Annotated in this window: 20 protein-coding genes; 14 read left to right on the top strand and 6 right to left on the bottom strand. The window is 42.9% G+C overall.

Annotation, left to right across the window (positions count from 1 at the left end; genetic code table 11):
* The first annotated feature begins 27 nt into the window (after window positions 1-27).
* Window positions 28-660: a LysE family transporter gene (locus ACFX4H_RS12530; RefSeq protein ID WP_063590282.1), complete on the top strand. Its 633-nt coding sequence runs from the start codon at window positions 28-30 to the stop codon at window positions 658-660.
* A gap of 103 nt (window positions 661-763) precedes the next feature.
* Complete coding sequence (locus ACFX4H_RS12525) at window positions 764-2,182, top strand: amino acid permease (protein ID WP_249597268.1); 1,419 nt, start codon at window positions 764-766, stop codon at window positions 2,180-2,182.
* A gap of 46 nt (window positions 2,183-2,228) precedes the next feature.
* Here the strand turns inward: ACFX4H_RS12525 and ACFX4H_RS12520 are convergent, their stop codons facing one another.
* Both ACFX4H_RS12520 and ACFX4H_RS12515 read right to left on the bottom strand, forming a co-directional pair.
* Window positions 2,229-3,902, bottom strand: coding sequence for a ribonuclease J (locus ACFX4H_RS12520; protein ID WP_377435430.1), 1,674 nt, complete (start codon window positions 3,900-3,902; stop codon window positions 2,229-2,231).
* A 143-nt stretch (window positions 3,903-4,045) separates the two neighbouring features.
* A complete protein-coding gene (locus ACFX4H_RS12515) occupies window positions 4,046-4,942 on the bottom strand; it encodes a TetR/AcrR family transcriptional regulator (RefSeq protein WP_377435429.1) in 897 nt (298 codons plus the stop codon).
* 254 nt (window positions 4,943-5,196) lie between these two features.
* Between ACFX4H_RS12515 and ACFX4H_RS12510 the strand changes: the two genes are divergently transcribed.
* A complete protein-coding gene (locus ACFX4H_RS12510) occupies window positions 5,197-6,645 on the top strand; it encodes a DHA2 family efflux MFS transporter permease subunit (protein ID WP_377435639.1) in 1,449 nt (482 codons plus the stop codon).
* A gap of 305 nt (window positions 6,646-6,950) precedes the next feature.
* A complete protein-coding gene (locus tag ACFX4H_RS12505) occupies window positions 6,951-7,652 on the top strand; it encodes an alpha/beta fold hydrolase (protein ID WP_283867975.1) in 702 nt (233 codons plus the stop codon).
* 30 nt (window positions 7,653-7,682) lie between these two features.
* Here the strand turns inward: ACFX4H_RS12505 and ACFX4H_RS12500 are convergent, their stop codons facing one another.
* Window positions 7,683-8,297, bottom strand: coding sequence for a TetR/AcrR family transcriptional regulator (locus tag ACFX4H_RS12500; RefSeq protein ID WP_034309663.1), 615 nt, complete (start codon window positions 8,295-8,297; stop codon window positions 7,683-7,685).
* A gap of 190 nt (window positions 8,298-8,487) precedes the next feature.
* Here ACFX4H_RS12500 and ACFX4H_RS12495 point away from each other — a divergent pair, with 190 nt between their 5' ends.
* Entirely contained in the window at window positions 8,488-9,246 is a 759-nt protein-coding gene (locus ACFX4H_RS12495; RefSeq protein WP_034309660.1) for an SDR family oxidoreductase, read from the top strand.
* 350 nt (window positions 9,247-9,596) lie between these two features.
* Here the strand turns inward: ACFX4H_RS12495 and ACFX4H_RS12490 are convergent, their stop codons facing one another.
* The 3 genes from ACFX4H_RS12490 to ACFX4H_RS12480 form a co-directional block, all read right to left on the bottom strand.
* Window positions 9,597-10,298: a FadR/GntR family transcriptional regulator gene (locus ACFX4H_RS12490; protein WP_034309657.1), complete on the bottom strand. Its 702-nt coding sequence runs from the start codon at window positions 10,296-10,298 to the stop codon at window positions 9,597-9,599.
* A gap of 151 nt (window positions 10,299-10,449) precedes the next feature.
* Window positions 10,450-11,808, bottom strand: a complete 1,359-nt coding sequence (gudD, locus tag ACFX4H_RS12485) for a glucarate dehydratase (protein ID WP_034309655.1) — start codon at window positions 11,806-11,808, stop codon at window positions 10,450-10,452.
* 35 nt (window positions 11,809-11,843) lie between these two features.
* On the bottom strand, window positions 11,844-13,205 hold the full coding sequence (locus tag ACFX4H_RS12480) for an MFS transporter (protein ID WP_052137332.1): 1,362 nt from the start codon (window positions 13,203-13,205) through the stop codon (window positions 11,844-11,846).
* A 320-nt stretch (window positions 13,206-13,525) separates the two neighbouring features.
* On the opposite strand from ACFX4H_RS12480, the gene kdgD reads away from it, so the two are divergent.
* The 9 genes from kdgD to ACFX4H_RS12435 all read left to right on the top strand — a co-directional run bounded on the left by kdgD (window position 13,526) and on the right by ACFX4H_RS12435 (window position 24,258).
* Window positions 13,526-14,458 (top strand): 5-dehydro-4-deoxyglucarate dehydratase, encoded by a 933-nt coding sequence (gene kdgD / locus ACFX4H_RS12475; protein ID WP_034309652.1) that lies wholly within the window; start codon window positions 13,526-13,528, stop codon window positions 14,456-14,458.
* Window positions 14,459-14,476: 18 nt separating this feature from the next.
* Window positions 14,477-15,940 carry an alpha-ketoglutaric semialdehyde dehydrogenase GucD gene (gucD, locus tag ACFX4H_RS12470; RefSeq protein ID WP_053536105.1) on the top strand — a complete coding sequence of 488 codons (1,464 nt, stop codon included), beginning with the start codon at window positions 14,477-14,479 and terminating at the stop codon, window positions 15,938-15,940.
* Between the two features lie 86 nt (window positions 15,941-16,026).
* Window positions 16,027-17,562, top strand: coding sequence for a galactarate dehydratase (gene garD, locus ACFX4H_RS12465; RefSeq protein WP_239858789.1), 1,536 nt, complete (start codon window positions 16,027-16,029; stop codon window positions 17,560-17,562).
* Between the two features lie 177 nt (window positions 17,563-17,739).
* Complete coding sequence (locus ACFX4H_RS12460; protein ID WP_283866311.1) at window positions 17,740-18,192, top strand: GNAT family N-acetyltransferase; 453 nt, start codon at window positions 17,740-17,742, stop codon at window positions 18,190-18,192.
* Window positions 18,193-18,315: 123 nt separating this feature from the next.
* A complete protein-coding gene (locus ACFX4H_RS12455; RefSeq protein ID WP_063590292.1) occupies window positions 18,316-18,639 on the top strand; it encodes a hypothetical protein in 324 nt (107 codons plus the stop codon).
* Between the two features lie 52 nt (window positions 18,640-18,691).
* Entirely contained in the window at window positions 18,692-19,168 is a 477-nt protein-coding gene (locus tag ACFX4H_RS12450) for a VOC family protein (RefSeq protein ID WP_034309643.1), read from the top strand.
* 59 nt (window positions 19,169-19,227) lie between these two features.
* Window positions 19,228-19,689: an ASCH domain-containing protein gene (locus ACFX4H_RS12445; RefSeq protein WP_063590293.1), complete on the top strand. Its 462-nt coding sequence runs from the start codon at window positions 19,228-19,230 to the stop codon at window positions 19,687-19,689.
* A gap of 101 nt (window positions 19,690-19,790) precedes the next feature.
* Window positions 19,791-20,489, top strand: a complete 699-nt coding sequence (locus ACFX4H_RS12440) for a polysaccharide deacetylase family protein (RefSeq protein WP_063590294.1) — start codon at window positions 19,791-19,793, stop codon at window positions 20,487-20,489.
* Window positions 20,490-21,222: 733 nt separating this feature from the next.
* The gene (locus tag ACFX4H_RS12435; RefSeq protein ID WP_377435428.1) at window positions 21,223-24,258 is read left to right on the top strand and encodes an efflux RND transporter permease subunit; all 3,036 of its coding nucleotides are present in this window, start codon (window positions 21,223-21,225) and stop codon (window positions 24,256-24,258) included.
* Window positions 24,259-24,433 lie beyond the last annotated feature (175 nt).

Genomic DNA, 24,433 nt, shown 5'->3' with positions numbered 1-24,433 from the left:
TGAACTAGCTCGAAGGAGTGATGCTTTTTGAGTGTACATTTACTGCTAAGTTACTTTTTCTTAGGACTTACCCTTGCAGCACCGATCGGCCCGGTGAACTCCGCTCGTATCGATAAAGGAATCAAGAACGGGTTTTGGCACGCCTGGATCGTTGGGGCAGGGTCGATGATCGCAGATGCCTTGTTCATGATTTTAGTATATGTAGGAATGGTGCGGTTTTTAGAAATCCCGATCGTCCAGATATTTCTTTGGCTTTTTGGCGGGTTTGTGCTTATTTATTCCGGGATCGAAAGTATATTACGGGTTAATACGATATTATTAAATGAATACAGGAATAGAGATTCTTTAATTTCCTGTTTTTTGACTGGGTTCATCATGTCCGTGACCAGTCCATTATCCATTTTATTTTGGTTGGGGATATATGGATCTGTTTTAGCTAAAACGGCTTCAAGTTATGGGACATCCCAACTTTTCATTTATAGCGGGATGATCTTTCTTGGTCTTACTTGCTGGGACTTTTTTGTTGCGGCATTAACGAATGGATTTCGCAGGTTTTTAAATGAAAAAAGCTTAATGGCCATTTCAATCATCTCTGGATTATCATTGGTCGGCTTTGGGGTTTATTTTGCTTATCAAGGCATTTCTGCCATCCTATCTTAAAGGAGAATGCTTCAGGTTATTACATAGGGTATTTGAAAACTTCTTCCTTGCATAATTCATTGTGGCATTATCAACACTATGAATGATGGAAGGGGGGAATGTTATGACAACAAAAGCCAATTGCAGTTCAGCGAAAGGAAAGGCTATCCAAGATTCCAATGCTTCGGGTGAACAACAGGGCGACATGAAATGGTGGCAGCTATCATTGGTCGGCGTAGGCTGTACGATCGGGACAGGGTATTTCCTCGGATCGACCATAGGGATTAAAACGACTGGGCCATCCATTGTATTTTCATTTGTATTGGCTGCACTGGGTACCTATATCGTTTATAATCTGCTTGCCAAGATGACGGCTGCCGATCCTCAAGAAGGTTCTTTTTGTTATTATGCCAATAAAGCATTTGGACGATGGGCGGGCTTTAGCTGTGGCTGGAATTATTGGTCCTCCAATATATTGATCATGGGAAGCCAGCTTACTGCACTTTCGCTATTATCTCAATTTTGGTTCCCGAAAGTGCCGCTTTGGCTATTTGCATCCGGTTTTGCCATTGTTTCAATTGTGGTGGTATTGCTAGGAACAAAAGGGTTCGACAGGGTGGAAAACATCCTTGCTGTAATTAAGACAGCAGCAATCGTAATGTTTATCATCATTGCAATATGTGCCGTTTTCGGCTGGTTCGGTCTTGCTGGAGCGAAACCGCCATCATTTCCGAATACGTTCAATGAATTATTCCCAAAAGGGTTAAAGGGGTTTTGGACATCCCTTATCTATGCCTTTTATGCGTTTGGCGGCATTGAGGTCATTGGATTGATGGCGATGCAGCTTAAAAAGAAAGAAGATGCACCTAAGGCAGGGACGATCATGCTCTTGGTCCTTACCATTATATATGTGGTTTCATTGGGATTAGCCGTAACCATGATTTCGTTAGGGGCATTCAGTGAAAAAGAAAGCCCATTCGTTTCGGCATTGGACAGTTATCACCTGACATTTTTCCCGCACGTTTTTAATGGTGCGATCATCATTGCCGGTTTCTCGACGATGACCGCTTCACTATTCGGTGTAACCAATTTATTGGTAACGCTATCCAATGATGGGAATGCACCCGCATTATTCATGCAAAAGATCAAGAAATTCAAAGATCTTCCGCTGCCGTCACTGGGGCTTGGAGCCTTAGGTCTTTTAGGATCAATCATCACTGCCTTGCTCCTGCCAGGAAAGATTTATGAATACATTACAACATCAGCTGGTATATTGCTTTTGTATAACTGGGCATTCATCATTCTTTCTTCATTCAAAATCTTGGAAAATAAGATGTGGAGTAAGATTACGGCGGTTTTCGGACTGCTTTTAATTTTAGCGGCAGTAAGTGGAACACTGCTTGAAAAAGAGATACGTCCAGGGTTTTTCATCAGCCTTTTATTCATCGTGATCATCGGTCTTGCAGCCGTTTTCATGAAATTCAAGGTATGGAATAAGAACAAGGCAATGGCCGCAAAAGCGAGTAAATCAGGACTCGATTAAAAAAGGAACTCGACTAATTCAAAGTCGAGTTCCTTTCAATTTGGCGCTAAATTTCAATGATTATTGGAAGGATCATTGGTTTTTTCTTAGTTTGATTAAAGAGATATTGCCCCAGTTCCTTCTTAATGGTTTGTTTAATGATGTTCCACCGGTATATCTTTTCACTTTGTAAGTCGTTGACCGTTTTCGTGACAAGACGATTCACATTTTTTAGGAGGTCCTCGGAATTTTGGACATATACAAATCCACGGGAAATGGTATCGGGTCCTGATACTATTTTTCTTTCTGTCTTGCTTAGTGTTATGACGATGACGAGCATTCCATCTTCGGAAAGCTGCTTACGGTCCCGCAGAACGATTTCTCCAACATCCCCGACGCCAACACCGTCGACAAAGGTATTGCCTGCAACCACCTTCCTTGTTTGACGGGCAACGGAGTTTTCAATATCCACCACATCACCATTATTGATGATGAAAGTGTCGTCCTTCTCCACCCCGACAGACTCAGCTAACAATCGATGCTGGTGCAGCATCCGATACTCACCGTGAATCGGGATGAAATACTTAGGTTTCATCAGGGTTAGCATGAGCTTTAACTCTTCCTGATAAGCATGTCCGGATACATGCATGCCCGTTACAGTCCCGGAACCGTAAATGACTTTGGCGCCAAGTTGAAACAGGTTGTCGATGATGCGTGAAACATCCCGTTCATTTCCGGGTATTGGTGTGGAGGCAAGAATCACTGTGTCATCAGGCAATATGCTCATATCCCGATAATTCGAACTGGAAAGGCGGGAAAGGGCGGCAAACGGCTCTCCTTGACTTCCTGTACATAAAACCGCAACCCTTTCCGGAGCATAACTATCGACTTCTTGTGGTTGGATAAGCATTCCATCAGGAACCTCGAGATAGCCGCGTTCAATGGCAACGGTTACGATGTTCACCATGCTTCGTCCAATCAGGGCCAGTTTCCGGTTTGTCTTCTGTGCAGCGTTCACAACTTGTTGAACACGATTGACATTTGAAGCGAATGTCGAAAGGATGACTTTCTGTTTTGCCTGCATGAAGGCCTCTTCAATATGGCTGCCAACCAGATGCTCCGAGGGACTGGAGCCGGGACGCTCTGCGTTCGTGCTTTCCGATAGTAGAACGAGGACACCTTCACTTCCGATTTTGGCCATTTTATGAATATCGGGATACTGATCATTCATCGGAGTCAAGTCAAACTTGAAGTCCCCTGTATGAACGACCGTGCCTTCCGGCGTATGCATGGTGACTCCGAGACAATCGGGAATACTATGATTCGTTTTGAAAAAGTCCAGAACCATTTCCCCGAATTCCAGCTTTGAATCCGAATCGATCTGGATTAATTCCGTATCACCCAAAAGGTTATGTTCTTTTAACTTCAATTCAATCAAACCAAGTGTTAAACGTGTGGCATAAATGGGCACATTCAATTTTTTCAAGAAATAAGGGATACCGCCGATATGATCTTCATGCCCATGAGTCACAATCAAAGCGCGGATCTTTTCCTTATTCTCCTGAAGAAAGGAAATATCAGGAATGATCAAATCGACTCCTAATAAACTTTCATCAGGAAACTTTGCACCACAATCAATAATGACGATATCGTTAGAATATTGAATCACATACATGTTTTTACCGATTTCATTCACTCCGCCCAGAGCCAATATGGACAAAGCATTCTCTTTCACACTCAAGTAGATAGACCTCCCTTTATTATGATAAGGATAGTGTTTCCTTAGGTCGCTTTTATAAAACCAACTCTTTTTTAAATCAGGCTAATTCAAGAAGCCATAAAAAAAAACACCTGCCGCTTTCGGTAGGTGCGTATCTTCAATCTTCATCGGCTCAAGCAAGAATGGATGCTTTCTTCAAAAGTCTCCAATGCTTGGATCTGTGAAGCATATTCAGTTTTCAGAGTGGCCAGCAGACTATCTATCAGAAATTCTCGCGGTTTGTCTGACTGCATCAGCTCATCTTGGATGAAGTCGACCAATTCAATGGCTCTTCTTCGATCTTCATCGCAAGGAATAGCCTTGTTTATCGCTTTTTTCAATTCCGTGGTGGAATGAAGCAAATCATTATGGCAAGCATCAAGCTGGTTTGTGAATTTTGGAAACCACGTATCCATTAATTCCGGGTCAATGATCTGTTCCCCGCTTTCAGCCACTTCATTGACTAAGTGGACAATGCGATTCATGCAATAGCGGATAATTTGTATGTCCGGTGTACCGGCGGGATTAGCACGGTAACTAAAATGATTCATGTGGGTCATCATCGAATGAAAGATAATGACGCTATCTAAAAGATAGGGTTTTTTACTTTCACCGAAGATATCGATAAAACGGTTATACATCCAGCGTAAGCTCAACAATAGCGTCTTATTGATGAATTGCTTTAATTCTTCATCATTGGAAACACGGACTTCTTCGATCAGGATAAGCAATTTGCTTTGCTTGTTCACCATCAATTGCAGTTCGAGCTGCCGGATGAAAATTTCAATATCGGCGGAGTCTTGACCAATCAACAGTTTTTCCCGTTCATGGCGGATCTTTGTATAAAAGGAGCGGAAAATGGCTATAAATAATTCACCCTTCGAAGGGAAATAATTATAAAATGTACCTTTTGATATACCGCTGCCGTCTAAAATGTCCTGAATGGACGTCGCTTGGTAGCCTTTGTCAATAAACAGCTTATGAGCCGTATCAATGACATTCTGCCTTCGGTTGTTCATCATATCACCTTATTTTCATTATACTGCTTGTATAAAATTAATCGTACTCTATTTTTCATCACAGCACAAACCCTTATTTAAACCAGTAAATTTTTATTGCAAAAAATGAACTAGGGGTATATTATTGATTTTGTGAGTTTTTAATATACCGCTCGTCTAATTAAATGAACCAATAGTTTGAATGGAGGAATAGATAAAAAGTGAGTACTGCACAAATAAATGAGAAAAAGGGTTCGTATGGCATTTTGGCCATACTGATGGTCGGTGCGTTCATAGCGATACTGAATTCAACCCTATTAAATATTGCACTGCCATCAATCCAAATAGACCTGGGAATCGAGACATCCACAGTCCAATGGCTGACAACGGGCTACATGCTCGTGAACGGAATCATGATTCCGACAACTGCCTTCTTAATAAGAAAATATTCGGTGCGTAATCTGTTCCTGACAGCCATGCTCCTATTCTCAATCGGGACGATCGTGGCAGGTGTCGCGCATGTATTCCCGCTATTATTGAGCGCACGTATGGTTCAGGCTGCAGGTTCGGCAATCATGATGCCATTATTAATGAACGTACTTTTAACTTCTTTCCCTGTTGAAAAACGGGGCTCGGCAATGGGACTATTCGGTTTGGTCATGATGTTTGCCCCTGCAATCGGGCCGACGCTTTCAGGCTGGATCATCGAACATTATGATTGGAGAATGCTATTCCATTTCATTACTCCGCTAGCTTTACTAGTGCTTATTTTCGGCTTCTTTAAACTTAAAGACCACAAGGAAAAAGTCGATATCTCAATTGATAAAATATCGGTCATCCTTTCAAGCTTAGGCTTCGGCGGTTTGCTTTACGGATTCAGTTCGGCAGGCGGCAAGGGTTGGGATAGCCTTGAGGTATACGGAACACTGATTGTCGGTGCCATCTCCCTGATCCTTTTCATAACACGCCAGCTTAAAATGGAAACACCAATGCTTGAGTTCAAGATCTTCAAGCACCCGATGTTCGCTTTATCCGCAACGATCTCAATCGTACTGAACATGGCGATGTTCTCGGGGATGATCTTAATTCCGATGTACACACAAACAGTACGTGGCATTTCACCATTCGATTCTGGATTACTGATGCTTCCAGGTGCGTTATTAATGGCCCTCATGTCACCGGTCACCGGTAAGCTTTTCGATAAGTTCGGTGCCCGCATCCTTGCTTCAATCGGTTTGCTTATCACCGTGGTAACCACGTATCTGCTAAGTAAATTATCAATGGAAACCACGTATACAGAAATTGTAATCCTGTTTTCCGTTCGTTCCTTCGGGATGTCAATGTCCATGATGCCGATCATGACAAATGGTTTGAACTCGCTGCCAGCCCGCATGAACCCGCACGGTACAGCCATGAATAACACACTGAACCAAATTTCCGGTGCGATCGGTACGGCATTGCTCGTTACGGTCATGTCTAACCGTGCAGCTTCTACTGCCGAAGATTTAATGACGAAAGCGATGAGCAAATTAACGAGCCAGCCCACCGCTGAGATGATGGGCCAAATGAAAGCCCAAATCGGGATGCAGGCAATGCTGGATGGAATTAACTTCTCCTTCTTTGTATCTACCTTCATTGCAGGTGTGGCGCTGATTCTGGCATTATTCATTAAGCGTGCTTGGCCGGCTGAAGAAAAACCAGCTGTGAAAAAAGATCAAACCGCTTAAATGAAACAATAAAAGCCCTATGCCACCTGAATCGTTCAGGCAGCATAGGGCTTTTTCTATTCTGCCTTTCAAGTTAAGGCCCGTAACGGAATGTAATGCAGGCTGCTGCGGAATGAAGCCAAAGGATGAATAAATGGATGAAGGCAGGAATAAGAGGTGTGAAGGCAGAAATGATCAGATGCAGGATGAAAAAATGGGTGAAGGCATAAAACGTATAATTTACTTATAGTCAACATAGTATTTTAGAGGTTTTTTTAATAAATCGGGGTTCAAAATGGTGAATCCGATCATGGGAGTGAACGGAGATGGAAATTAGGGTTAATCAAATTGAGTTGAATGGACTCACGTTTCAATATCGGGAGTGCGGGGATGTTTCTGCACCACCGCTTGTTGTTCTTCATGCACTGGGAAAAAGTTCGGAATCATGGGATGAAGCGGCTGCCGCATTAGGAGAAAGTTATCGTGTTTTAGCTTTAGATCAACGGGGCCACGGTGGGAGTGCGAGAACGAATACATATACTTTTGAATCGATGCGTGATGATTTGCTTCTTTTTGCAGATGCGCTTGATTTGGGAAGGTTTTCGCTAATGGGGCATTCCATGGGGGGGACGGTTTCCTATCTTTTCTCGCAAACTTTTCCTTCGAGGATAGAAAGGTTGATTGTCGAAGATACGCCGCCTCCTTTCTCGGATAAACCAATGGAGGTTCCTTCCAGGCCTTCTATCCCACTGCCGTTTGATTGGCAGGTAGTGCCTTCGATTCTGCAGCAGCTTAATGAACCCGATCCAGAATGGTGGGCACGCCTCACCGATATTATGATGCCGACGCTTGTTATAGGGGGCGGGGCCAGCCATATTCCCCAAAACAAATTGCAGGAGGTTTCCGAGCTTATCCCGAATTGCGAATTGGTGACGATAGAGGATGCCGGACACTTTGTCCATGAAGATGATTTACCAGCTTTCTTGTCTGTCGTAAAAAGGTTTCTTTCCAAAGGGCAGGCGCTTTAATACGATAAGAGGGTTGCCTGCGCAGCCCTCTTATTTCTGCTTTAAAGGGTTTATTTTAAAGACGGCATTCACCGATTTATTATTAAGGATCTCCAGCAGCTGTTCAGCCATATAGTCAGCGCTATATTTAAAGCCAGTGTTGACCCATTCGATGATCATGCCCAATATCGCATATGCTTGGTAACTGGAGGCAAGTTCTTTATTGATCTTAGGATTCGGCCGGTAATCTTCCAGGTCCTCCACTGGAAGTTTCTTCAACTCATTACAAATCCGTTCCAGTAATGTAGGCCATGCATTCGACTTTAGGATGAGGGTATAAATGTTCGCATGGTTGGCAACATGTTCAAATATTTTGATGACCGAAGCCGTTAGTTCATTGATGGTGAAAGTTTCGGCGTTCTTATAAGGTTCCCGGTAAGATATGATCAAATCGGCAATCACCTCCTCCATGACCTCTTCAAGCAGTTCCTCTTTGTACTGATAGTGTTTATAAAATGTACCCCGATTAAGGTCGGCGAGTTCTACAATATCAGTAATCGATATCTCCCTGAAATCCTTACTTTGCATTAAAGAAATGAGGGATTCTTTCAAAGCCATTTTGGATTTCCTGATCCTTCTATCAATCCCAGTATTATTATCAGTCATTTTCTTCATCCTTTGTTCGTTATTGTGCTTTTAATAAACATAGTTACTACTTTCTGTTCATTATTCAACATTGAGGACAGCATTTGCTGATTGTATAAGCCTACTGAAACTAATTATACTATAAAGGAAGGTAGATAATGAACATCTGTACAATAAGTAACGCTTCACTAGAATGAATGGGGGAGTTCAAATGAAATTACAAGACAAAGTTGCCGTTGTGACAGGAGCAGCATCAGGCATGGGGAAACAAATTGCCATAGATTATGCTCGAGAAGGAGCTAAAGTCGTCGTATCGGATTTAAATCTTGATGGTGCGAACGATACGGTGGAAGAAATAAAAGCGAATGGCGGAGTGGCCTTTGCCATTAAAACGAACGTAGCGGTGGAGGAAGATATTCAACATTTAATCGATACCACGGTCAGTACGTATGGAACGGTGGATATTTTGGTGAATAACGCGGGTATCATGGATGGCATGGAACCTGCTGGGGACATTGAAGATTCTAAATGGGATCGGATTTTTGCCATTAACACGACAAGCGTCATGCGTTCGACTAGAAAGGTGATGCCGATCTTTTTAGAAAAACAAAAAGGGGTCATCATCAATATTGCTTCTGCTGGCGGTTTGTACGGTGCCCGGGCTGGTGCTGCTTACACTGCTTCTAAACATGCAGTCGTTGGTTTCACGAAAAACACGGGCTACATGTATGCCAATAAAGGGATTCGCTGCAATGCTATAGCACCAGGCGGAGTAGAAACCAATATTGGTTCCAGCATGACGAATATCAATGAGTTTGGCTTCTCTCGCCAACAACTGGGTATGGCGATCAATCCACGAAACGGCAAACCTGAGGAAATCGCTAAAGTGGCATTATTCCTTGCTTCAGACGATTCCAGTTTTGTTAATGGTACTGTCATTACGGCAGATGCCGGTTGGAGTGCATATTAAGCCATGAATTAAAAAGAATCCATGCATTCCTGCCAGTAAGCGGGGATGCATGTTTTTTTGAGTGGAGCCTTGGCAGGGTATTTGGAGGGGGATTGTGGTTAGCCAGCAATTTCCATGAGGAAGGTTTTGACTTCATCGGGTGATTTCAATCGAAAGTGGATGAGTGGGGGCTGGATAGTTCCGCTACTATCCAGTTTTTCTCAAAAAAAATTATGCTATCAATGGATTTAAAAGATAAGTTGAACTCTGAAATCTCGGAAGCAAAATAGGTTCCCTGAAAAAATCCACTTTCCTTATGAAATAGAAACATTAATATATTGTTTGTTTTGCGGTACCTCGCAAACAATATATTAATGTTCGTGAGAATATTGAAGGACTTTCTGACGGACGTAATCAAGGTGCTTGTACATTTGGCTGAATGCTTCATGTGGATCATGTGCTGCAAGTGCAGCATAGATGGCTTTATGATACTTCACAGTCAGTTCCCGTTCCCTGAATTGAATCAAGCTATTTATTTTATTATGAGTGATCAATAAGGAATCGATCATGCCTTCAATGATGGGATTGTTCGCACTTAAAGCGATGATCTTATGGAATTCTTTATCGGCCTCTCCATAATCGTTGTCTTCACTATTGGCAATCGTGTCAATCGTAACCTGCAGTTTCTCCAGTTGCTCGTCTGTGATCTTCTCGGCAGCCATTGTAACTAATCCCAACTCCAATGCCATTCGCGCTTCGATGATCGCAGGTAAATTATCCGTAGCCAGCGCAAGCATCACAGAGAATGGATGTGTACCGATTTTATCGTTAAAAAAGGTACCTTCACGCGTTTTCCGTGTAATGACCCCTAGTGTATCAAGGGCACTGAGCGCCTCACGTAAAACAGGCCGGCTTACTTCAAGTTCTTTCATAAGTTCCATTTCAGGAGGCAGTTTGTCGCCCGCTTTCATTTGTCCAGTGACGAGCAGATGCACAATTTGATCCACGACTTGTTGTGAAAGAGTGTTGCGATGTACCGATTGTACGCCTAATTTCTTTGACGATTCTTCCATTGTGTAACCCCTTTTCTGTTAAATCCTATATGTATTCCTACTGTAAGACTAATTATATAATATAATACACTTATTTGCATGTAGACCTATGTCCAAAAAAAGTAAAATGCGCCGCTCTAAAGAGAGAGACGCACGCATTGTTGGAAAAAAATCATCTGACAAGGCAAGGTGATTTTGGATTGAACTTCCATCCGGAAACCAAGTATTGCATAGCCATCGAATCATCACGGGCACCAAGTCCTTTTTGTTTATAAAGCTGATGTGCCTTCTCGATTTGTTCCATATCCACTTCAATTCCAAGTCCGGGTTTGGAAGGGACATCGACCATTCCGCCGACAATTTTAAAAGGTTCTTTCGTCAAACGCTGCCCATCCTGCCAAATCCAGTGGGTATCGATCGCAGTGATTTTTCCAGGTGCGGCTGCAGCAACGTGTGTAAACATGGCAAGTGAAATGTCAAAATGATTATTCGAGTGTGATCCCCAAGTCAGGCCCCAGTCGTTACACATTTGAGCGACACGGACAGAGCCTTGCATCGTCCAAAAATGCGGATCGGCAAGAGGAATGTCCACGGATTGAAGTTGAATGGAGTGCCCCATTTGCCTCCAGTCCGTTGCAATCATATTCGTAGCGGTTGGAAGGCCCGTTGCGCGCCTGAATTCCGTCATGATTTCCCGGGCGGAAAAACCATTTTCCGCTCCGCATGGATCTTCCGCATAAGCCAAAACATGATGTTGATCGCGGCAAAGTTTAATCGCATCCTCAAGCAGCCAGCCGCCATTTGGGTCAAGGGTGATCCTGGCTTCAGGGAAGCGTTCCGCAAGTGCCGTCACCGCTTCGATTTCTTCTTCCCCGCGCAAAACCCCGCCTTTCAATTTAAAATCATTGAATCCATAGCGAGAGTGGGCGGCTTCTGCCAAGCGGACAATCGATTCGGGTGTCAGCGCTTCCTCATGACGGAGTCGAAGCCAGTCATCTTCAGCTTCCGGTTCACTTAAATAACCAAGATCTGTTTTATTGCGGTCACCTACATAAAATAAGTAGCCCAGCATTTCCACTTTATCACGCTGCTGTCCTTCGCCGAGAAGGGCTGCGACTGGAACACCTAAATGTTGGCCAACTAAATCAAGAAGTGCCGCTTCCAATGCTGTTACGGCATGAATGGCAATACGAAGATCGAACGTCTGAAGACCGCGCCCACCAGCATCCCGGTCCGCAAACTGCTTGCGGATGGCATTTAGAATGTTGTTGTATGTCCCGATGGACTGGCCGACAACCAGTTCTTTAGCATCTTCGAGTGTCTGGCGGATTTTTTCGCCTCCAGGAACTTCACCTACACCCGTATTACCCGCATTGTCTTTTAGAATGACGATGTTCCGGGTGAAATAAGGAGCATGGGCACCACTCAAGTTCAAAAGCATGCCGTCATGGCCCGCAACTGGAATGACGCTCATTTCTGAAATTACCGGTGTGCCGATTTTTACATTATCCTTTAGCAATTGATTGTTCATGATTTTTTCCCCCATATATCAGAATATTTAGTTGATTATGATTTTAACTTAACACGTTTAATTTCACCAACTAGGAATAAATAACTTAAAATCGCGACAAGAGCATTGGCACATACGAAGACTAGCGCACCATTAAACGACCCTGTCGTGGCAATGATATATCCGATGATAATCGGTGTTGTAATGCCGGCAATGTTTCCGAATGTGTTGAAAAGCCCGCCGCTGACACCTGACATTTCCTTTGGTGAGGTATCGGCCACTACCGCCCAGCCGAGTGCCCCGAATCCTTTACCGAAAAACGCAAGGGCCATAACGAAAATGACAACCCATTCCGTATCTACATAGTTTGCTGCAACCAAGCTCATCGATAGAATCATCCCAACAACAATTGGCACTTTTCGGGCGACAGTCAATGAGAATCCCTTCCGTAACAAGAAATCCGAGAATGTCCCTCCGAGAATGCCGCCAAAAAATCCACAAATGGCCGGAAGGGAAGCGACGAATCCAACTTCAAGAATGGTCATGCCCCTTTCTTGTACTAGGTACACAGGAAACCATGTCAGGAAAAAGTACGTTAACGTCGTAATGCAATATTGTCCGAGATAAACACCTAACAGCATGCGATTTGATAATAGCTGCTTAATATGATTCCAGTTGACGCCTTTCTTTTCCTCCTTATTTGTATTGGTTTGATCCATATTGATCAAGGCGCCGCCCGCTTCGATATATTCAAGCTCAGCTTGGTTGATGCGAGGATGTTCCTTTGGGCCATAAATCGTTTTCAGCCAGATGAAAGCAACGATGATTCCTAAAGCACCCATAAAGAAGAAGACGTATTCCCAACCGAATTTATACGTAATGTAACCCATGATCGGTGCAAAGAGAACGGTTGCAAAATACTGTGCCGAATTGAAAGTGGCAGCCGCGGTTCCGCGTTCATGGCTTGGGAACCAGGTGGCAACGATGCGGCTGTTGGCCGGAAAGGAAGGGGCTTCCGCCAATCCAACTAAGAAGCGCAGTCCGAACAATACCATGACAGCCGTTCCCGCAGAACCGAAAAAACCGAGAAACCCTTGTAAAAGCGTAAAGGTGGACCATAACGTGATACTCCAAAAATAAACTTTTTTCGAGCCAAAACGGTCTAAAAGCCATCCGCCTGGAATTTGTCCAGCTACATAAGACCAAGCGAAAGCGGAGAAAACATAGCCCATCATGACTGAATCGAGACCAAGCTGACCAGACATGTCCGTACCCGCAATGGATAGCGTCGCACGATCCGCATAATTCAGGGCTGTAACCAAAAAGAGCATAAAGACAATGAACCATCGTGTGCGTGTTTTTTTCTGGGCACTTGGCAGTTTAGGAGATGGTTGAAAAACTTTTTCTTCAGCGTTCATATACTCACTTCCTTAATCGTATTTAATTATATTTTCTAATTGATACCGCTTACAATGTTAACTGTTTCCTCCTTCGTGAAAATTCTTAATATTTAGTTTTGTCCAATGGTAAGACAAATAAAATTGTTTGTCAATGGCTTTTTTTCTTAAAAGTTTTTTCACTTTAGCTCCTTCATTATCGTGTTTTTTTGTATATAGTAGAAGCGGAATTATCGAGGGATAAAGTAATGCTTCATTTTTCAGAAAATAAAAAAAATACGATTGACCAGATGGTGTATTTGTCTTACAATAAAACAATAATACACAAGGGGGAATAAAAAATGAATAAGATCCGCAAGGCACCTAAAGGAATTCTCGGATTTCCCGTGGCACCATTCACAACGAGTAATAAGCTTGATGAACAAGCACTCGCCCAAAATATCCAATTTTTATTAGATGAGGGACTAGAAGCTATTTTCGTGGCATGTGCAGCAGCGGAATATCCATCATTAAGTAAAGAGGAATATGAAGCGATGGTTGAGGTAGCCGTATCCGTCACCGCTGGAAAAGTACCTGTATACACAGGGGTAGGCGGGAATATTCAAACTTCCCTCGAACTTGCCAGAATATCTGCGGATAAAGGGGCAGATGGTTATTTAATATTACCTCCATATCTCGTTACTGGAGAACAGGCAGGTCTGTCAGCTTATTTCAAAGCCATCGCAGAGAGTACAGACTTGAATTCCATCGTATATCAGCGTGATAATGTGGCATTTTCACTTTCAACTTTGGAAGCGCTTGCTGAGGTCCCGCAGGTAGTCGGCGTCAAAGACGGTCTGGGCAATATGGAGTTGAATGGACTCCTTACACAAACCTTCGGAAAACGTTTCGGCTGGCTGAATGGAATGCCGCTTGCGGAAGTTACCATGTCGGCCTACGTTCCACTTGGCTTTGATTCCTATTCATCGGCGATATCCAATTACATCCCGCATATCTCACGAAAGTTCTATAATGGCATTTTGAGCGGAGATCAAGAAACGGTCAATGAAATTTACCAGCAGGTCATCATGCCGATCAACAACATTCGCCGTCAGCGAAAAGGGTATGCCGTTTCTCTCATTAAAGCAGGTATGGAGATTATGGGAATGCCGGTTGGGCAAACAGTCAGATTACCGATTCTTCCGGTGGAAAAAGAACATTATGCAGAAATGCAAACGATATTAGAGAATGCTTTAGATCGTTTTCCAAAAGAAACACCAATTCAATCAATCTAATAAGGGTGGGGATTATATATGATAACTACAGTTCAAACAAAAACGTATCTTAACTATATTAATGGTGAATGGGTTGCTTCCATTTCAAATGAAGTTGAAAAAAGTTTAAACCCGGCAGATAAACAGGCAATTGTCGGTTATGTACAAAAATCCACCAAGGAAGACCTGGACCTGGCAGTGGAAGCAGCGAAAAAGGCGAAAGATAAATGGCGCAAACTAGCTGGTTCAGAGCGCGGGGAGTATCTATATAAAGCAGCGCAGATTCTTGAAAAGCGGATTGATGAAATCGCAGAATGTGCAACACGGGAAATGGGCAAGACATTTGCTGAAACAAAAGGGGAAACGGCACGCGGTATTGCGATCCTGAAATACTATGCAGGAGAAGGGATGCGTAAGGTGGGGGATGTCATTCCATCCACCGACAGTTCAGCACTTATGTTCACGACGCGCGTTCCGCTTGGTGTAGTCGGCGTCATTACACCTTGGAATTTCCCGATCGCCATCCCAATCTGGAAGATGGCTCCTGCCCTCGTATATGGGAATACGATTGTGGTGAAGCCAGCCACCGAGACGGCGATCACCTGTGCGAAAATCATGGAGTGTTTTGAAGAAGCCGGTTTCCCGGCGGGTGTTGTCAATATGGTTACAGGGCCGGGCAGTGTCATCGGGCAGGGCATCGCCGATCACGAAGATATAAACGGGATTACCTTTACCGGCTCAAACGGAGTCGGAAAAAGGATTGGACAAGCGGCGTTAGCACGCGGAGCGAAATACCAGCTTGAAATGGGCGGGAAAAACCCGGTGATCGTTGCAGCGGATGCGGATCTTAACCTGGCTGTAGAAGCAGTCATTACAGGTGCGTTCCGTTCAACGGGGCAAAAATGTACCGCGACAAGCCGTGTCATCGTTGCAGCTGAAGTTTATGAAGAGTTCAAGCAGCTGCTGGTGAAAGAAACGAAAGGCATTTCCATCGGGGATGGATTGGACAGCGGGACATGGATGGGACCATGTGCCAGCGAAAGTCAATTGAATACGGTTCTTTCCTATATCGAAAAAGGAGTGGAAGAAGGTGCTGCACTTCTAATTGGCGGGAAGCGTGCTGAAGAAGGCCCTCAGGCAAATGGCTTTTATGTAGAACCGACGATTTTTGATAATTGTACGTCAGATATGACAATTGTACAGGAAGAGATTTTTGGTCCGGTTATTGCCTTATTGAAAGCTGATTCAGTTGAAGAAGCCCTGCAACTTGCGAACAGCGTGGAATATGGCCTTAGTGCTTCGATTTTCACAGCCAATATCAAACATCTGCTTTCATTTGTTAATGATATGGAAGCGGGATTGATCAGGGTCAACGCCGAGAGCGCAGGCGTTGAATTACAGGCGCCATTTGGCGGCATGAAAAACTCCAGCTCCCACTCCAGGGAACAAGGAGAAGCCGCAAAAGAGTTTTTTACTTCCATTAAAACGGTGTTTGTCAAATAAGGGAAAAAAACAGTATTTCTGAAAATTACCGACACGTGTATGTTTAGTGATGTCTGTTTGCTTTTTTAGAATGAAGGAGTGGTAAAGTGGATACGAAAACGCAACTGACGGAGGTACCGCTTTATATTAAGGTGAATGGGATCGACAATGTCGCCATCGTTGTTAATACGGGAGGCTTGGATCAAGGAACCGTATTCCCTTGTGGGCTTGAATTGAAAGAAAGAGTGCCACAAGGCCACAAGGTGGCTTTAATGGACATAGTCGAGAATGAAGCCATCATACGCTATGGGGAAGTTATCGGTTATGCGGCTAAATCAATCAGTAAGGGCTGTTGGATTGACGAATCACTGGTGATACTTCCGTCTTCTCCGGATTTAAAGGAATTGCCGGTAGCAAATGATATTCCGAAAACTTTACCCCCGCTTGAAGGGTATACATTCCAAGGGTTCCGCAATGAAGATGGCAGTGTTGGAACCAAGAATATATTGGGCATTACAACAAGCGTTCAATGTGTAGTGGGCGTGCTGGATTTCGTCGTGAACCGGATAAAAAAAGAGCTACTTCCGAAGTATCCCAATGTTGATGATGTTTTCGCCATAAATCACAACTATGGATGCGGAGTCGCTATCAATGCACCGGAAGCGGTCATTCCCATTCGCACGATACAGAACCTTGCGAAACACCCGAATTTCGGCGGGGAAGCCTTGGTAGTTGGATTGGGGTGTGAAAAACTGTCTCCAATGAGAATAAATCCAAGCGGGGACGATTCAGATATCATTTCACTTCAGGATCAGCAGGGATTTGCGGGGATGGTCCAATCCATTATGGAAATGGCCGAGGAACGTTTAATCAAGTTGAACCGCCGGCAGCGGGAGACATTTCCGGTTTCCGAATTAGTCATCGGTACCCAGTGCGGTGGAAGTGATGCATTCTCTGGTGTCACAGCTAACCCTGCCGTAGGATATGCCACAGATCTGTTAGTCAGGGCAGGGGCAACCGTTCTATTTTCTGAAGTCACAGAAGTACGGGATGCGATTCATCTATTAACGCCTCGTGCAGTGAATGAAGAAGTGGGGAGAGCTTTAATAAAGGAAATGGATTGGTATGATAACTACCTTGCATTGGGTGATGCCGATCGAAGTGCCAATCCGTCGCCTGGAAACAAAAAGGGCGGGTTGGCCAATGTAGTGGAAAAATCATTAGGCTCCATTGCCAAATCCGGAGGCAGCCCCATTTCAGGCGTTTTGGCTCCAGGTGAAAAAGCAACGGAAAAAGGGCTGATTTTTGCAGCTACACCAGCTAGTGACTTTGTTTGCGGAACACTGCAGCTTGCTTCAGGCATGCACCTTCAAGTTTTTTCAACTGGAAGAGGCACACCTTATAATCTCGCAATGGCTTCCGTCATCAAAGTATCTACACGAAATACATTGACAGAGCAATGGAAAGATCTGATCGATATAAATGCTGGAACGATCGCTACTGGTGAAGCAACCATAGAGGAAGTCGGGTGGGAAATATTTCACCTTATTCTGGAAGTGGCCAGCGGTAAAAAGAAAACCTGGGCAGAACATTGGGGCCTGCATAATGATTTGGCACTGTTCAATCCTGCGCCAATTACCTAATAGTGAATGAATTGAAGGACTTCCTTTTATAGGGGGTCCTTTTTTTGATGGTCCAATTTTTACAGTTGCATTATTTTTCCTCCAGAAAAGAGGACCGCCGGACTATTGGCAGAAGTTATTAATGAAGGAATGATTTACATCAGGGTGATACGGAAGTACATTATGAGGAGGGATACCATGGTCACATTCAGGAATGCGACGGCAAAAGACTTAAGTGAAATCGTACGGATGCTCGCGGATGATGCATTGGGGAGGGAGAGGGAGCGATATGAAAATCCGCTTCCTGAAAGCTATCTAAAAGCATTTGAATCCATTGATGCAGATGAAAATAATGAATTGATCGTTGCATGCTTTGGTGCGGAAATCATTGGGGTGCAGCAAATCACGTTCACACCTTATATTACCCATCAAGGCGGCTGGAGAGCTACGATCGAAGGAGTTCGGACGGCATCCACAGAACGGGGGAAAGGGATTGGAAGCAAGTTAATTCAATATGCAATTGACCGTGCAAAGAAGCGGGGCTGCCATATCATTCAGCTCACGACCGATAAAAAGCGGGAAGAAGCGCTGCGATTTTATGAACGGTTAGGATTCAAAGCCACTCATGAAGGTATGAAAATGAAGCTTTAATTCACGGTCTTTTGTCCCGATTTTTTGTGCACAACAATTCGTCTGGCATTATATGTTAAAATTATGCGTGAGATATTAATAGATGTATATAGGCTTTAAAAATTGATGAAAGGGGTGAGCTCGATGGAAAACGAAGCTTGTATTCAGAAGAGGTACGGTGTAATTAGTTTTACTTCATTCATCATTGGAATCATTTGCTTTTTTACTGTTTTTATTACACCTATCAGAATAGGAAATATCGGAAACTTGACTGGTGGTTATATCACATTTTTCCTTACGGTTTCCGGCATCGTCCTCTCTGTCATGGGAATTTTGAAGAAATCGGAGAAAAACATGATTTCCATCATCTCATTGGTTTTCTCCTCATCATTCTTTATATTTTGGGTAATCATCATCACTTTGTTGTTAACGGGTGAAATGGAATGGCCACGCAGAATAATAAGATAAAGGGATTGAATCAGGATGGTGGATATAGTTCTGATTAAAAGGGGATTATTCAATGATAAGAGGTTTATATGAAGCACATTTACCGGTTAGTAATTTGAATCGTTCCATTGAATTCTATGAAGGGCTTGGTTTGCAGTTGGATCATAAGGTTGAAGACAACCTGGCTTTTCTATGGATTGATAAGGATAAAAGTTGGCTGGGGCTTTGGGAAACGGAAAAAGTAGAGGTTGAGTATCATCCCTCCCTACGGCATATCGCTTTTCAAGTATCATTGGCAGATCTAAAGAGCTCAGTCGCATGGCTTGAAGATAGAGGCTATGCGCCAAGAGAGGCTTTTGGATTTTTACCAGTTGAACCTTTCGTGATGCCTCACGGGGAATATGCCCACGCTAAAATTCACTTTAATGATCCTGACGGAAACAGTTTGGAGTTTATTAGTAAACTAGTGAATCCAAAAAAAATCAAGAATCGTATGTATTTAAGTGAATGGGAACAGCTAAATGAATGCAGAAGTGAAAATAGTAAATGACAGATGAACGAAAATTTTAAGAATAATAATCATTCAAATATGCTTTATGTCAGAACAGAATGGAGAATCATAGAGTGAATGTCAAAGCGGAATTATATTGGAATGAATATTGGCAAGGGAAAGATGAAAAACCCCAGTCAGTCAGTGCATGGCAATTCGGGGCAGATCCCGATCATTTGGCTCAGTTAGTGATGGATGGGATAAAAACGGCTACATGCTCTGGGCATGTTTTTTACGGAGAGGAAAATGAACCATTACCATCCGTGGGCGATTACAGCATTATCTTAAGCAGTGAGGATTTGCCCTTAGCCATCATACAAACAGTGAAAGTCGAAGTATTGCCCATGAATGAAGTGAGTGAAGAGTTTGCGATTGCAGAAGGGGAAGGAGATCGTACCTATACTTACTGGTGGGATGCCCATGAGAAATTTTTTAAAGAAGAACTGGACAAAATCGGGCACACCTTTAAAGAGGATATGCTGCTGGTGTGTGAGCGTTTTGAGTTGATACATGTAAAGTGAGTGTGGACGGCTCGGTCGGAGAGAGCAATAAGTGTTTTTGTTCAATGATTTGCTATAATAGGTCATTGAATTAAAAAACTTATAGAAAGATAGGTATTTGCATGAAAAAGAAACTGATATTCATTGGTTTGGGAATCCTGGTTGTTTTCCTGCTGTTGCTTGGTACGTATAAATTAATGAATTCGAGAACCTATCAGGTGTTCGGTGGATTAACGGATAATGTCGAGACGAATGAAAAAGTGGTCGCTTTGACTTTTGATGATGGCCCATCGAAGAATGTAAATGAGATTCTGCCGTTGTTGGCTAAATACGATGTGAAAGCTACATTCTTCCTGATCGGTAACGAAATCGAAAAGTACCCGGAGGAAGCTGGGAAAATAGCGGAAGCGGGACATCAGATTGGGAATCATACGTATTCGCACAGGCGGATGGTGTTCAAATCGCCTTCTTATATCAAAGAGGAAATCGAGAAAACGGATAAATTGATTCAGAACGCCGGATATGAGGGTGAAATTGATGTCCGGCCTCCAAACGGGAAAAAAATCATAGGTTTGCCTTATTATTTAAATAAAAATGATAGAGAGACCATTACCTGGGATCTGGAACCAGATAGCTATTACACTACCGCTTCTGACAAAGTGAAGTATGTGAAGGAAAATATAAAACCAGGTTCGATCATCCTGATGCATCCGATGTATGATGATACGGGTAAAGAGCTTCAAGCGATTGAAGGGATCTTACGAGAGTTAACGAACGAAGGGTATACGTTTGTGACGGTCAATGAACTTCAGGAAATGTAGTTTTTGGTCCAGAGGATTTTCGAAGAATCGGGTTGCTGCGGCAGCCTTTTTTAATTTGATATAAAGAATAGTACAAAACATGGGCTGCATATTGTTTCTTAACGGAAGGTTGTTGTTAGGGCTTGGATTCGCATGAATTTTTCCTTAGTGGAAATAAAGCTATTAAAATGGGGCTGGTTACTTGTATCGGAATAAAAACACCGCTCTGATCATGATTTTGTGTTTCCTGTTATTCCTATTTCTTGTGGTGCTCATTTTTCGCCACATCACGGTATACTTCGTGTATAGCTCGGGCATAGGCCCGTTATTACTTATCGGGATAATGGTTTTGGCTATCGTCATGCTTTTTATCAGAGGGTATAAATAATCGCGTTTCTTCATTTTTTAGGTTTGTGCATTTTGAACGTTGATTTCCACTCAAGGCACTCGCTTTCCGCGGGCGTTCCGCCCTCGGCGCCTTTGCGCCTGCGGGGTCTCCCCTGGACACGTTTTTCCCGCAGGAGTCTCGTACCTTACGTTCCAATCAACTTTGTTTTGAAATTTAGAAACCCCTTTTGTCTAAAAACTGGAGGCTGCTGTGCAGCCTTTTTTTATGTGGAAAAAGTTCTCCGCATCGATAGACATAAAAAAATATAAAAATCAATAAAAAATTAACACTCCAACATTAGTAATATATGGTAAGATTTGAAATGGAATTATTTTCTTATAAATTTTATTCAGGGGTGATTAGTGCGTGGAGTTTTTTACTAAGTGGTCGTTTAAGAACAAGGCTGCCGTTTCATTGGTAACCATATTTATTTTGATGATAGGAGTTGTCAGTTATTTTAAACTGCCGATGGAATTTTTACCATCTGCCGATAATCCACAAGTTACGATTATCACAATGGGGCAGGGCACCGATTCGAAAACGATGGAAGCACAAGTTACAGATCCGATTGAAAGGGCAGTTACGGGCGTTAAAGGAAAGAGTTCCATATACTCCACCACTGGAGATGGTTTTTCTAAAGTAGATCTATTCTTTGAAGCCGGATCGGATATGAAACAAGCGAAACTTGATGTTCAGGAAGCATTAGGCAGTGTAGCATTGCCACAGAGCATGGCAAAGCCTACTGTTACACAGTTAAATACGTCAATGATTCCCATTTCATTTGTATCAGTTACTTTTAAGGATGGGTTAACAGCTGAAAATATAGACTTTGCCAAGAAAGAATTGGAGCCTTTGTATAAAGATATTAAAGGGGTTTCGGATGTCCAGACATTCGGGGTTTCGCAATCCATTCTTTCAGTCAAAGTGGATAATGAAGAATTGGCTAAAAAGAAAGTCTCCATTCAAGATGTCATGAGCGTCCTTAACGGTCAGAATGCAGCTCTGGCCGTAGGCGAAAAAGTGATTGATGGGAAGGCAAGTAACATCAAGGTGATCGGTGATTTAACAAGTATTGAAAAATTAGAAGCGCTGAAGGTCACTCCGAATGTCGCACTTGGAGAGATTGCAAAAGTTGAAGAAGCGAATGATGGCAACCTCATCAGTCGTTTTAATGGAAAGGAAAGCATTGATTTAAGCATTATCAAGGACAGTCAATCAAATGCTGTCACAATCAGTAAAGAGGTTGAAAAAGTAGCAAAAGAAATTAATGAAAAGTATAGTGACCAGAAATCGACCATTTATTTATCTACAGCTGATATGGTGGAGACGTCCGTTCAGACGATGGTAAAAGAAGTTCTGCTGGGTGCGCTATTCGCTACGATTGTAATCATGGTCTTTTTACGGAATGTACGATCTACATTCATTACAATCGTATCCATACCGCTATCTCTTGGATTTACGTTATTTTTACTGTCATTGTCGGGAGTGACGCTGAATATTTTGACGCTGGGCGGTGTCGCTGTAGCGATCGGGCGCTTGGTGGACGATAGTATTGTCGTTATTGAAAACATTTTCCGGAAAATGCAGCAGGAGAAGATTTCAGTCGAATTGGTGATGGATGCAACGAAAGAGGTGGGAGTGGCAATCACAGCTTCAACCCTTACGACTGTTGCCGTTTTCTTGCCGGTTGCTTTATTGAATGGAGGGCTTCAGGAGTTTCTTCTTCCTTTTGCTTTGACTGTCACTTATTCTTTGCTGGCTTCATTAATTGTGGCATTGACGGTTGTTCCGTTAATGAGCGCAGGATTGCTGAAAAGGACGGAGCTGCCAAAACATCGACCGGCCAAGCGTTTTACGAAGCTGGTTACTTGGTCACTAAACCATAAATGGGTTGTCCTGATTGTTGCGATGCTGTTGTTTGTCGGTTCCATTGGTACATATTTTGCCATGCCAAAAGGGGCGATTGATAATTCTTCAGCAGACTATGTCTCCGTGACATTAACTTATCCAAATGATCAGCCCTATGAGAAAGTAAAGGAAAAAGCGATTGAACTCGAAGAAACGATGCAGGGTATGAATGAAGTGGATAATATTTTCATGCAATTAGGGAACTCTCCCGAGACAGCACAATATGGAGAGGTCGCATCACCTACAGAAGCGATTTTCGGCATCCTGGTAAAGGATAAAGCAAATGTAGATGCAATCCTGAAAAAAATGGAAAAGGAACAAGAAAACTATCCTGATGCGAAGCTTACGGCCCAAGCCTCTTCCTTTATGATGGGAGCATCAAAGACGAACATTACGATAGATGTGATCGGCAGTAATGCAGAAGATTTGGAACGTACGGCCAATAATCTCAAAGAAAGAATTCAGGATATTAAAGGAATCGAAGAGGTTACAACGAACCAGGATGAAAAGAAAACCATTTATTCATTCACGGTAGATCCGGCTAAAGGCAATACAGAACAAATCGGCCAACAATTGGGTATCATGCTTAATAAAACGCCTATCGGCCATATAACTTTACAGGATAAGCAAACTCCTGTCGTCCTTGAACCAATCATGGATCCTAAAAAACCAGAGGATTTAAAAAGCATTCCGATCATGACAGACGGGGGTCTAGCCCCAGTGTCAAAAGTTGCTTCTTTAAAGAGCGAAGAGAGCGCAACAACGCAGTTCCATAAAGATGGAGAAACATATCTCCAATTAACGGCAACGGTCGATCCAACTAAGCTGTCCGATATTGCAAGCAAAATAAATCTTGAGATATTTGGAGATAAAGAGAATAAAGGCCTTAGTATTCCGGATGATGTAGAGATTTTAGTCGGCGGAGCCAGTGCTCAGCAGACAGATGATTTTTCCGATTTATTCCTTACGATGTTAATATCGATCGGCATTGTCTTTTTAATCATGGTTATAACCTTTAAATCGATCAAAGCACCGATTGCCATTCTATTTTCCTTGCCATTCGCTGCCATTGGAGCGGTATTAGGATTGGTTATCAGTCGAATTCCAGTTGATATTACAGCACTGCTGGGTGCTCTCATGTTAATAGGAATTGTTGTGACAAACGCGATTGTGCTTCTGGATCGAGTCAAACAAAACGAAGAAAAAATGATCATCCGTGATGCGATCGTCGAAGCGACAGCCACAAGATTCCGTCCAATCATAATGACGGCTGTAGCAACGATTTGTGCCATGCTGCCGCTTTTATATAAAAAGGCGGAAACAGGAAGCTTGGTTTCACAAAGCTTGGCTATCGTTGTCATTGGCGGGCTAGCTGTTTCCACACTGCTCACACTGATCGTTATTCCATGTATATACGAATTGCTGTACTATAAAAAATCGAAAAAACAGAGAAGGAAAAAGAGAGAACCCGTTAACGAACAAATCGAGATGTAAGGAAGTTTTAATAAAAAAGTTTGTAGAGAAAAGCAAAATTTTCTTTACAAACTTTTTTTATTTAAAATAATGGTTGACTTTCCTCTGACCTGTAACTAAAATGATTACAGCAGGTGGTAAACAATCGCAGGAAGCAATCGACTGTACAGTTACTGAATGCCATGTAATTATATTG

This window comes from Peribacillus sp. YIM B13477 (assembly GCF_042787955.1).
GTDB classification, from domain to species: Bacteria; Bacillota; Bacilli; order Bacillales; family DSM-1321; genus Peribacillus; species Peribacillus frigoritolerans.
The sequence above is the reverse complement of the archived record's forward strand: the minus strand, read 5'-3'. Positions and strand labels throughout refer to the sequence as shown.

What these genes read in the sequence shown, in the direction of transcription:
- ACFX4H_RS12480 (WP_052137332.1), bottom strand. Translation starts at nt 13,205, where the DNA reads ATGAACGCTGAAGAAAAAGTTTTTCAACCATCTCCTAAACTGCCAAGT.
- ACFX4H_RS12490 (WP_034309657.1), bottom strand. Translation starts at nt 10,298, where the DNA reads ATGGAAGAATCGTCAAAGAAATTAGGCGTACAATCGGTACATCGCAAC.
- ACFX4H_RS12510 (WP_377435639.1), top strand. Translation starts at nt 5,197, where the DNA reads ATGGTCGGTGCGTTCATAGCGATACTGAATTCAACCCTATTAAATATT.
- gucD (WP_053536105.1), top strand. Translation starts at nt 14,477, where the DNA reads ATGATAACTACAGTTCAAACAAAAACGTATCTTAACTATATTAATGGT.
- ACFX4H_RS12440 (WP_063590294.1), top strand. Translation starts at nt 19,791, where the DNA reads ATGAAAAAGAAACTGATATTCATTGGTTTGGGAATCCTGGTTGTTTTC.
- ACFX4H_RS12515 (WP_377435429.1), bottom strand. Translation starts at nt 4,942, where the DNA reads ATGATGAACAACCGAAGGCAGAATGTCATTGATACGGCTCATAAGCTG.
- ACFX4H_RS12525 (WP_249597268.1), top strand. Translation starts at nt 764, where the DNA reads ATGACAACAAAAGCCAATTGCAGTTCAGCGAAAGGAAAGGCTATCCAA.
- kdgD (WP_034309652.1), top strand. Translation starts at nt 13,526, where the DNA reads ATGAATAAGATCCGCAAGGCACCTAAAGGAATTCTCGGATTTCCCGTG.
- ACFX4H_RS12460 (WP_283866311.1), top strand. Translation starts at nt 17,740, where the DNA reads ATGGTCACATTCAGGAATGCGACGGCAAAAGACTTAAGTGAAATCGTA.
- ACFX4H_RS12495 (WP_034309660.1), top strand. Translation starts at nt 8,488, where the DNA reads ATGAAATTACAAGACAAAGTTGCCGTTGTGACAGGAGCAGCATCAGGC.
- ACFX4H_RS12505 (WP_283867975.1), top strand. Translation starts at nt 6,951, where the DNA reads ATGGAAATTAGGGTTAATCAAATTGAGTTGAATGGACTCACGTTTCAA.
- gudD (WP_034309655.1), bottom strand. Translation starts at nt 11,808, where the DNA reads ATGAACAATCAATTGCTAAAGGATAATGTAAAAATCGGCACACCGGTA.
- ACFX4H_RS12500 (WP_034309663.1), bottom strand. Translation starts at nt 8,297, where the DNA reads ATGACTGATAATAATACTGGGATTGATAGAAGGATCAGGAAATCCAAA.
- ACFX4H_RS12445 (WP_063590293.1), top strand. Translation starts at nt 19,228, where the DNA reads ATGGAGAATCATAGAGTGAATGTCAAAGCGGAATTATATTGGAATGAA.
- ACFX4H_RS12455 (WP_063590292.1), top strand. Translation starts at nt 18,316, where the DNA reads ATGGAAAACGAAGCTTGTATTCAGAAGAGGTACGGTGTAATTAGTTTT.
- ACFX4H_RS12450 (WP_034309643.1), top strand. Translation starts at nt 18,692, where the DNA reads ATGATAAGAGGTTTATATGAAGCACATTTACCGGTTAGTAATTTGAAT.